Annotated in this window: 7 protein-coding genes; 5 read left to right on the forward strand and 2 right to left on the reverse strand. The window is 74.4% G+C overall.

What is annotated here, in order from left to right; genetic code table 11:
- Positions 1 to 497: NPCBM/NEW2 domain-containing protein (locus K6I33_RS25270; RefSeq protein ID WP_229356829.1), on the forward strand; the 497-nt coding region annotated here is incomplete at its 5' end.
- Between the two features lie 36 nt (positions 498 to 533).
- Here K6I33_RS25270 and K6I33_RS25275 read toward each other — a convergent pair.
- Positions 534 to 2,816, reverse strand: a complete 2,283-nt coding sequence (locus K6I33_RS25275) for an asparagine synthase-related protein (RefSeq protein WP_229356830.1) — start codon at positions 2,814 to 2,816, stop codon at positions 534 to 536.
- Between the two features lie 663 nt (positions 2,817 to 3,479).
- On the opposite strand from K6I33_RS25275, the gene K6I33_RS25280 reads away from it, so the two are divergent.
- Positions 3,480 to 4,940: an MFS transporter gene (locus K6I33_RS25280; protein ID WP_229356831.1), complete on the forward strand. Its 1,461-nt coding sequence runs from the start codon at positions 3,480 to 3,482 to the stop codon at positions 4,938 to 4,940.
- 77 nt (positions 4,941 to 5,017) lie between these two features.
- The gene (gene lhgO, locus K6I33_RS25285) at positions 5,018 to 6,310 is read left to right on the forward strand and encodes an L-2-hydroxyglutarate oxidase (RefSeq protein WP_374285791.1); all 1,293 of its coding nucleotides are present in this window, start codon (positions 5,018 to 5,020) and stop codon (positions 6,308 to 6,310) included.
- A gap of 40 nt (positions 6,311 to 6,350) precedes the next feature.
- On the opposite strand, the gene K6I33_RS25290 is transcribed toward lhgO, so the two are convergent.
- On the reverse strand, positions 6,351 to 7,418 hold the full coding sequence (locus K6I33_RS25290) for a family 16 glycosylhydrolase (RefSeq protein WP_229356833.1): 1,068 nt from the start codon (positions 7,416 to 7,418) through the stop codon (positions 6,351 to 6,353).
- A 285-nt stretch (positions 7,419 to 7,703) separates the two neighbouring features.
- Between K6I33_RS25290 and trmB the strand changes: the two genes are divergently transcribed.
- Both trmB and K6I33_RS25300 read left to right on the forward strand, forming a co-directional pair.
- Positions 7,704 to 8,495, forward strand: coding sequence for a tRNA (guanosine(46)-N7)-methyltransferase TrmB (trmB, locus tag K6I33_RS25295; RefSeq protein ID WP_229356834.1), 792 nt, complete (start codon positions 7,704 to 7,706; stop codon positions 8,493 to 8,495).
- Between the two features lie 79 nt (positions 8,496 to 8,574).
- On the forward strand, positions 8,575 to 9,776 hold a 1,202-nt coding region (locus K6I33_RS25300; protein ID WP_374285793.1), incomplete at its 3' end, for a PrsW family intramembrane metalloprotease.

The following is a 9,776-nucleotide window of genomic DNA, read 5'->3' on the forward strand; positions in this document are numbered from 1 at the left end:
CGCACAAGCCCGACCCCACGCCCGACCCCGAGCCGAAGCCCACGCACAAGCCCCGGCCGCCGGCGGTCTTCCAGCTCAACCAGCTGGAGTACAGCGGGTTCGGCGACCGTTCGCAGCCCGAGGTGCGGTTCGGCGCGAGCAGCTGGCTGTGGCAGCGGCACGGTGGTGTCCGCATCGGCGGCACGGCGTACCGCCACGGAGTGACCGTCCACGCCGCGTCGTCGGTGACGATCGACCTCAACCGGTCCTGTACGTCCTACGACGCCATGGCGGGCCTGGACGACATGTCGTTCGGCCTGGGCACGGTCACGTTCTCCGTCTACGCGGACGGCTCCCGGATGTGGAGTTCGGGCCCGGTGCGGGCCGGGCAGGCGGCGGTGCCGGTCCATGTGCCGCTGACGGGGCGCAAGACGCTGCGCCTGGTCGTGCAGCCGGTGTCCGCGTGGGACCGGGTGGCGGTGCCGGACTGGGCGCTGGCCCGGATCAGCTGCGGCTAGGCCCCGCGCCCTCCTTCATCAGGCCGCGCCCCGGCCTCACAGGCCGGGCCGGGGCGGCACCCCGCTCGCCACGGCGCGTCGGCGCGGTGCCGCCGGGCCCGTCCAGCAGGTGCCGCGCCGGGCGAGGAGACGGCGTAACCAGACCTCCGCCGAGACGAGTTCGGCGAGCCCGTCCAGGGGCAGCGGCACGCCGCTCGCCGCCGCGTGCAGGGCGCCGCGTACGACGCCGGCGTCGACGAGGCCCGCGTCGGCGAGGAGCGGGGTGGCGAAGAGGTCCTGGAGCGGGCCCAGGGAGGCCCCGATGCCGGCGCGGCCGGCCGCCGCGTGCGCGGCGTGGGACGGGGCGCCCCAGCCGGGCGGCAGTTCACGGATGCCCGCCCCGGCCAGCACCGAGCGCAGTACGGAGGCGCGCGCGCCCGGCTGCACGCGGAGCGCCTCGGGGAGCGCGCGGCAGGCGCGTACGACCTGGTTGTCGAGGAAGGGGGCGTGGAGGCGCTGGCCGCGCACCTCCGCCGCCTGCTCCAGGACGCGGTGGTCCGCGGCGTGCCGGCTGAGCGCGGCGGCGGCGCGGCGTTCGCCGGGGCGCTGCGCCAGCCCGTTGGCGCGGACCGCCGCGCTCTGGAGACGAACCGATACTTCCGCGAGCGCCTCACCGGTCAGCCACCGCGCGGCGGGCCCGGGCCGGCACCAGGTGAGGGCGGCCAGCGAGGCGGCCACGGGGCCGCCCGCCGCCGGGGCGCCCCGGACGGTGGCGTACGGCCTCGGGGCCAGCAGCTCCGCCGCGGCCGCCTCGAGGCCCTCGCGGTAGGGCGTGCGGGCGAGCCGGCGCGCCGCCCGGTAGACGGTGAAGGGGACGAACAGCGAGTGCGCCGAGGGTCCGTCGGCGCGGGCCAGCGCCGAGACGGGCTTCAGGAGGTGGCGCCGCCTGCGGTCCATCAGCAGATCGGCCAGGCGGGCCGGGTGGGCGTCGAGGACCTGCCGGGCGCCGTGTCCGACGAGGTGGTCGGCGCCGCCCGCGGCCAGTCTTCTGCGGTGCCGGGCGGCGGAGGCGATGGCGGGGCCGGGTTCGTCGGTCAGCGGGCCGTCGTACAGCTCGGCGTACGGCAGCGCTTCCGTTCCGGCGGCGACGATGACGTGGCGGAGACGGGGGTTGGCGGCGATGGCGCGGGCCCGTTCGAGTTCGGATTCACGGGTGCGGCCGCCGTCCGAGGCGAGGTCGTTGAAGGTGACGGCGAGCAGTCGCTCGCCCGTTCCCGCGCCGAAGCCGAGGGGTGTGCCGGGCAGGCCCGGCAGCCCGGCCGCCAGCAGCGCCAGGGTGCCGGAGGCGCTGCCTCCGGAGAGGTCGGCGCCGACTCCGGGGGCCGGTCCGCGACGGTAGGCGGTACGCCGGTGGGCGGGACCCGCGCCGGGCGCGGACCCCTGACCGGGGGCGCGCCCTTGCTCGTACACGCCCTCGGACGAGCCGTGCGAGCCGTGCGAGCCGTGCGAGCCATACGAGTCGGATGAGCCGTGCGCACCGCCGCCCGGCAGGTGCCCGTCGCCGCGCTCGCCGTACCCGCCGCGCTCGCCGTACTCCAGGGCGTGGCGCGGGGCGGCGAGGCGGGCCCGTACCGCTTCGACCATCGCCTCGCGGACGCCCTCGATGGCCTGCCGTGCGTCGAGTTGGGGCGCGGCGACGGCGAGCGAGGAGGTGGGTTCGTAGCCGGTGATGTCCCGCGCGCCGTCGCGCAGCACCAGCGCGTGGCCGGGCGGGACGCGCCGGACGCCGGTGTAGGGCGTGCCGTCGGCGAGGGCCTCCGGGGAGTCGGGGCAGGCGAGGAGCGCGGCGAGGTAGCCGATGTCGAGCTCGGACTCGACGAGGTCGGCGAGCGGGAGGGCCGCGGTGGCGTAGGCGGTGCCGCCGGACCAGGCGGCGTGGAAGACCGGGCGGGCGCCTGCGAGGTCCCCGGCGACGGTGAGGCGGCGGCCGACGCGGGCGACGGCGGTGTAGCTGCCCGGCCAGGCGGTCAGGTGGCGGAGCGCGCCGCCGCGCGCGGCGAGGAGGCCCGAGCGCAGGGCGTCGTCGCTCGCGCCGCAGCGGCCGAGCACGGCGAGCCGGGTGCCGTCGTCGGCGTGGACGACGCGGACCTCGTCGGGGCGCCAGTCGCCGACGGCCCACAGGGGCGCCGGTTCGCCCCACAGCAGGCGGGCGCCCACGGGCTCGACCAGGGGACCGGGCGAGCCGGGCCCGTCGTGCGCGTCGGGGCGGCCGGGCCCGTCCGGCCCGGTCTGCGCACCGGTTCCGGCGGCGCCGCGGCTCCACCCCACCAACCAGCGCATCGCCGCCTCCACAGGCTGTGGACAACCAACAGGTCGCACATCAGGTAGCAGTCATCATGCACAGCGGACGACGGTTGCGACATCCATGGGGCGCCCGTTGGGCGACAGGTTCCGTGCGACACCGGCTGCCAACTCACCTGACAACGGAGGGAAATGGCGTTTCGTCACGGTTCGCCCGGGGCGATCCGCCGGCGGCCCCCCGTCCTCGGCCGCGCGGCGTACCCGGATCCGGCCAAATTCGGGACGCGCCGGTTCGTGGTCCGCCCAGTGGGGACCGGAAAGGAGACGGACACGACGCGAACGCGACGGCGACGGGCCGGACCGCGTGCGCGCGTACGGTCCGGGAGGCGCGAGCCACCTCCCGGACCGTGCCGCCGCCCGCGGGGAATGAGGCGACGGCCTCCCCCAGCCCACTGGTTCCAGCGCAGCGGGCCAACCCACGCCCCTCCATGGAACCGCCGCCCCCGCGGGCGCGGACAGAGCGCACGATGGGCGCACGGCCACACACAACCGGAGCACGTGCCCCTCGATGCACGCACATACGGGCCAGAATCTCGCCATCCGGGACATCACCTCTTAACGGTCGGGATGCGGCGAACTACGCTGGGTTCACGAATGCCTCGAGCCTATGCCGGGGCGGGCGCCGTTCGCCGAGGGGTGCGCATGTCCAGGGAGCCACGCGGGCCGAATGAGAAGCTGGGCACTGTCCTCGCCCTCGCCGGCATCAGCAACGCCGGTCTCGCGCGCAGGGTCAACGACCTCGGCGCGCAACGGGGTTTGACACTTCGCTACGACAAGACGTCCGTCGCCCGCTGGGTCTCCAAGGGCATGGTGCCGCAGGGCGCGGCGCCGCATCTGATCGCGGCGGCCATAGCGGCCAAGCTCGGCCGGCCGGTGCCGCTGCACGAGATCGGGCTCGCGGACGCCGATCCCGCGCCGGAGGTGGGGCTCTCCTTTCCGCGCGATATCGGCCAGGCGGTGCGGTCCGCGACGGAGCTCTACCGGCTGGATGCCGCCGGGCGGCGCGGGGGCGGGGGCATCTGGCAGAGCCTGGCCGGTTCCTTCTCCGTCAGCGCGTATTCGACGCCCGCCTCGCGCTGGCTGATAACGCCCGCCGACAGTTCGGTGGCGCGCGAGCCGCAGCAGGCGGCCCGGGAGGCGGCCACGGCCGCGGCCTCGGGAGGCGGCGCGGACTGCGGTTTACCGCAGCGTGTCGGCCACAGCGATGTGACGAAACTGCGGGAGGCCGCCGACGACGCCCGCCGCTGGGACTCCAAGTACGGCGGCGGCGACTGGCGTTCGTCGATGGTCCCCGAGTGCCTGCGCGTCGACGCGGCACCGCTGCTGCTGGGCTCGTACAGCGACGAGGTGGGGCGCGCGCTGTTCGGCGCGACGGCCGAACTGACCAGGCTGGCGGGCTGGATGGCCTTCGACACGGGCCAGCAGGAGGCCGCCCAGCGCTACTACATCCAGGCGCTGCGGCTGGCCCGGGCGGCGGCGGACGTCCCGCTCGGCGGGTACGTCCTGGCGTCGATGAGCCTCCAGGCCACGTACCGGGGCTTCGCGGACGAGGGCGTGGACCTCGCCCAGGCCGCCCTGGAGCGCAACCGGGGCCTGGCCACCGCCCGCGCGATGAGCTTCTTCCGCCTCGTCGAGGCGCGCGCCCAGGCGAAGGCCGGGGACGGCCCCGCGTGCGGCACGGCGCTGAAGGCCGCCGAGGGCTGGCTGGAACGGGCGCGTCCGGGGGACCCGGACCCCTCCTGGCTGGACTTCTACAGCCAGGAGCGGTTCGCCGCCGACGCCGCCGAGTGCTACCGCGACCTGCGGGTGCCACGTCAGGTACAGCGCTTCACGGAGCAGGCCCTGGCCCGGCCGACGGAGGAGTTCGTACGCTCGCACGGCCTGCGCCTGGTGGTCTCGGCGGTCGCGGAGCTGGAGTCGGGGAACCTGGACGCGGCGTGCGCGGCGGGTACGCGGGCGGTGGAGGTCGCGGGGCGGATCTCCTCGGCCCGTACGACGGAGTACGTACGCGATCTGCTCCACCGGCTGGAGCCGTACGGGAACGAGCCCCGGGTGGTGGAGTTGCGGGAACGGGCGAGGCCGCTGCTGCTGGCGCACGGCTGAGCCGACGGGGGGCCGGGGGCTCCGCTCCCGGCCCCTCCGGGCACCACCGTCTTCTGGACGAACGCCCACGTGGGGCCATGTGGCAGCCCATTGTCAGTAGCACCCGTCATCATGGTGAGGTGGGTGGCGAAGCACTGAAGGTGCGCGGTGACGGCGGTTACGACGGCGGTTACGACAGTGACGTGCTGATCGTCGGGGGCGGGATCGTGGGCCTCTCGACGGCGTACGCGATCACGCGCGCCGCCCCCGGTACCCGCGTCGTCGTACTGGAGAAGGAACCCGCCCCCGCCCTCCACCAGACCGGGCGGAACAGCGGGGTGATCCACAGCGGGATCTACTACCGCCCCGGTTCGTACAAGGCCCGCTTCGCCGTACAAGGGGCGGCGGAGATGGTGCGGTTCTGCGCCGAGCAGGGCCTGCCCCACGAGGTGACCGGCAAGCTGATCGTGGCGACCGAGCGCGCCGAGCTGCCCCGGCTGCACGCCCTGGTCCAGCGCGGCCGGGAGAACGGCATTCCGGTGCGGGAGCTGGGCCCCGCGCAGATAACGGAGTACGAGCCGGCGGTGCGCGGCATCGCCGCGATCCACGTCGGCACGACGGGCGTGTGCGACTTCGGCGCGGTCGCCCGCCGCCTGGCCCGGCTGGCGGAGGAGGCCGGCGCCTCCGTGCGCTACGGGGCGGAGGTGGAGGTCATCGGGCGGCGCGGCTCGGCCGTGGCGGTGCGCACGTCGCTCGGCGAGGTGCTGCGCGCCCGGGCGCTGGTCAACTGCGCCGGGCTGTACAGCGACCGGGTGGCCCGGCTGGCGGGCGACGCCCCGGGCATGCGGATCATCCCGTTCCGGGGGGAGTACTTCGAGCTGCCCCCGGAGCGTACGGACCTGGTGCGCGGGCTGGTCTACCCGGTGCCGGACCCGGCGTTCCCCTTCCTGGGCGTCCATCTCACCCGCGGCATCGACGGCCGGGTCCACCTCGGGCCGAACGCGGTGCCGGCGGCGGCCCGCGAGGGCTACGGCCGCTGGACGGTCCGGCCGGGCGAGCTGGCCGGCACGGTGGGCTATCCGGGCACGTGGCGGATAGCCCGGCACCACTGGCGCTACGGGGCGGGCGAGATACGGCGCTCCCTGTCCCGGCGCGCCTTCGCGGAGGCGGTAGGGCGGCTGCTGCCGGGGATCACCGTCGACGACCTCATACCGGCGGCGCCGGGCGTACGGGCGCAGGCGGTGCTGCGCGACGGGACGCTGGTGGACGACTTCCTGTTCGCGGAGTCGCCCCGCATGGTGCATGTGCTGAACGCGCCCTCGCCGGCGGCGACGGCGTCGCTGCCGATCGGGCGGGAAGTGGCGCGCCGGGTGCTGGCGGGGCTGGGGTGAGCCCAGGGCCCGTCGGGGTGCCCCAGGCCCGTCGGCGGGATCAGCCCCGATGGGCGTACACGCGCACGTAGTCGATCAGCATCCGGGCGGGAAAGGGCGTCGATCGGTCGGGCGGGCCGGGCCAGTCGCCGCCCACGGCGAGGTTGAGCAGCAGGTAGTGCGGGTGGTCGAAGACCCACTTCTGCCCGTGCCTGAGCTGTCCGGCGCAGGCGGTCCCATAGGGCCTGTCGTCGAGGTACCAGGTGACCTTCCCGGGCGCCCAGTCGACGCGGTACGTGTGGAAGCCGTCGGCGAGGCTGCCGCCGCGGGCCAGGGTGGTGTGGTTCTCGATGCCCTGGGCGACGTAGCCGGGGCCGTGGATGGTGCCGTGGACCATGGTGGGCTGGCGGCCGAGGGCCTCCATGACGTCGATCTCGCCGTTGGCGGGCCAGGTGACCTTGTCGACGTTGGCGCCGAGCATCCAGAAGGCGGGCCAGAGCCCCTGCCCCTTGGGGATCTTGATCCGGGCCTCGAAGCGGCCGTAGGCGCGGGCGAACTTCCCCTTCGTCGTCAGCCGCCCCGAGGTGATGTCGCAGGGCCCGAAGCCGCACCTCTTCCCGCGCACCTCGCGCACCCGTTCGTGGCGGGCGGTGACGGCGAGGTTGCCGTGGCCGTCGAGGGAGACGTTGCCCGGCCGGTCCGTGTAGTACTGCCACTCGTGGTTGCCCCATTGGGGCTCGCCGCCCCGGTCGAAGGACCATTTGGCCTGGTCGGGGCGGTGGCGGGCGGGCCCGCGGAACTCGTCGGACCAGACGAGTCGCCATTCGCGCTCACGGGGGTCGCGGGAGCCGTCGGCCTTGGGGCCGCCCGGCTTGTGATCGGCGGCGGCGTGGGCGCGGGCGATACGGGTGTGGGCGACATGGGCGGCGGCGCGGGCGTGACGAAGTCCGGTGATCCCGGCGATGCGGGTGATCCCGGCGATGCGGGTGATCCCGGTGATGCGGTCGAGGCCGGTGACGTGGTCACGGGCCACGTCACGGGCCGGGTCGCAGCCGCCGATCAGCACCGCGGCGGCGGCCAGCATCGCCACCGCCCCGGGCAACCGACGGGTGAGGGGGCGCAGTCGCATGAGTGGTCTCCGTCTCACGCATCGTGGCGGGCCGGGCGAGGAAGATCGTATGAGTGGGACGCCCCGCTTGCCGGGCCACCACGCGCGTTCGGGGGCAGGGCCCACCGGATCGGCGGAAAGAAGTCCGCCCGCTTTGACGACCGACGACCCCCGGCCTTGATCCGGGTCGACTTCGGATCCGAACCGGCTTCGCATGATCCGAAACGGCTTCGCCGGCACCGCCCGTAGACTTGAGGAACTGTGTCCGAGAACCACGCTCCCACCACCGAAGCCACCGCCGAAGCCATGGCCCCCGAGGCCGTCGCGGCGGTACCGGCCCCTGCCGCCCCCGTCCGCGTCCGGCGGGAGCCGATGTTCCCCGACGGGCCGGCGCCGGATCCCGCGGGCTCGCACCACGAGCGCCGCATCCGGTCCTTCCAGCCGCGCCGCAGCCGCGTCACGACCGGACAGGGCGAGGCGCTGCGCCGGCTGTGGCCGAAGTGGGGCCTCGACATCGACGGCCTGAGCAAGCTGGACCTCGGTGAGCTGTTCGGCGACCCGCAGCTGCCGGTCGTCCTGGAGATCGGCTTCGGCATGGGCGAGGCCACGGCCAAGATGGCGGCGGCCGACCCCGGCACCGGCGTCCTCGCCTGCGACGTCCACACCCCGGGCCAGGGCAACCTGCTGAACCTGGCCGAGCAGAACGGCCTGGCCAATGTCCGCGTGGCCAACGGCGACGCGATCATCCTGCTCCGCGAGATGCTCGCCCCGGACGCCCTCGCCGGCCTGCGCGTGTACTTCCCGGACCCGTGGCCCAAGAAGCGCCACCACAAGCGCCGGCTGATCCAGCCGGAGTTCCTGGCGCTCGCCGCGACGCGGCTCGCCCCGGGCGCCCTGCTGCACTGCGCGACGGACTGGGAGCCGTACGCGGAGCAGATGCTGGAGGTCCTCACCGCCAGCCCGGACTTCGAGAACACCCAGCCCGACGGCGGCTACGCCCCGCGCCCGGACTTCCGTCCGCTGACCCGCTTCGAAGGCCAGGGCCTGGACAAGGGCCACGTGGTCCACGACCTGCTGTTCCGCCGCCGCGCGGCGTAACGCACAGCACATTCCAAGACGTTCCAAGGGGCGGGAAAACCGTCACTGCGCTCTCCGCCCCTTGGTTAGGGTTCGGGGCGTGCATGAGCCACCGCCTCACCCCCAGCAGCAGACGCTCCCTCTTCCCCCGGCGTCGGGACACTACGCACCCCGCCGGGCCCTGTGGGACACCCTCTGGGACAACAAGGCGGTGCGGATCGGAACGGTGTTCCTGCTGCTCGCGCTCTGCGGCCTGATCATCCTGGCGCTGGTGCGCGAGCAGACGGGCACCAAGGGCTTCCTGGTGGGGCTGGGCCTGGCCGTACTGCCCGTACCGCTGCTCATAGCCGCGTTCCGATGGATGGACCGCGTCGAGCCCAAGCCCTGGAAGAGCCTGACATTCGCCTTCGCGTGGGGCGCGTGCGCGGCCACGCTGGTGGCCATCCTGGCGAACGGCTACGCCACGAAGTGGCTGCTGACGACGGTCGACGTCGCACAGCGCGAGAACGCGGCGGGCTGGGGCGCGACGTTCGTGGCCCCGGTGGTGGAGGAAAGCGCGAAGGCAGCCGCGATCCTCCTCCTCTACCTCTTCCGGCGACGGGACTTCAACGGCATAGTCGACGGCGTCGTGGTCGCCGGAATCACCGCCACGGGCTTCGCCTTCACCGAGAACATCCTCTACCTCGGCAACGCCTTCGCCAACGACCAGAGCTTCGGCTACGAGGGCCTGCGGTCGACGACGGCCGCCACGTTCTTCGTCCGGGTGCTGATGTCGCCCTTCGCGCACCCGCTCTTCACCTCGATGACGGGCCTGGGCTTCGGCCTGGCGGCCACGCTGGCCCCGCGCCGCCGCGTCCTCCGCTGGCTGATCCCCATAGGCTCGTTGCTCACGGCGATGCTCCTGCACGGCCTGTGGAACGGCTCGGCGACCCTGCCGGGCGCGGGCTTCCTGGCCGTCTACGCCCTCTTCATGGTTCCGGTCTTCGCCCTGCTGACATGGCTGACCATCTGGTCCCGCCAGAACGAGCTCCGCACGATCCAGACCCACCTCCCCGCCTACCAGGCCGCCGGCTGGCTCACCCCACCCGAACCCCATGCCCTCTCCTCCATGCGCGCACGAGGCATAGCCCGAGACCTCGCCCGCCGCACAGGCGGCCCGGCAGCGGCCCGCGTGGTCGCGGAGTACATCTCCTACGCCACGTCCCTGGCCTTCCTCCGCCACCGAGCCCTCCGCGGCACCCCGGACCCCGCTTTCGGAGCGAGGGAGGCGGAACTGCTGCACCACTTGTGGCAGCGGAGGGA

It is taken from the genome of Streptomyces sp. UNOB3_S3 (assembly GCF_020740895.1).
Taxonomy (GTDB): Bacteria; Actinomycetota; Actinomycetes; order Streptomycetales; family Streptomycetaceae; genus Streptomyces.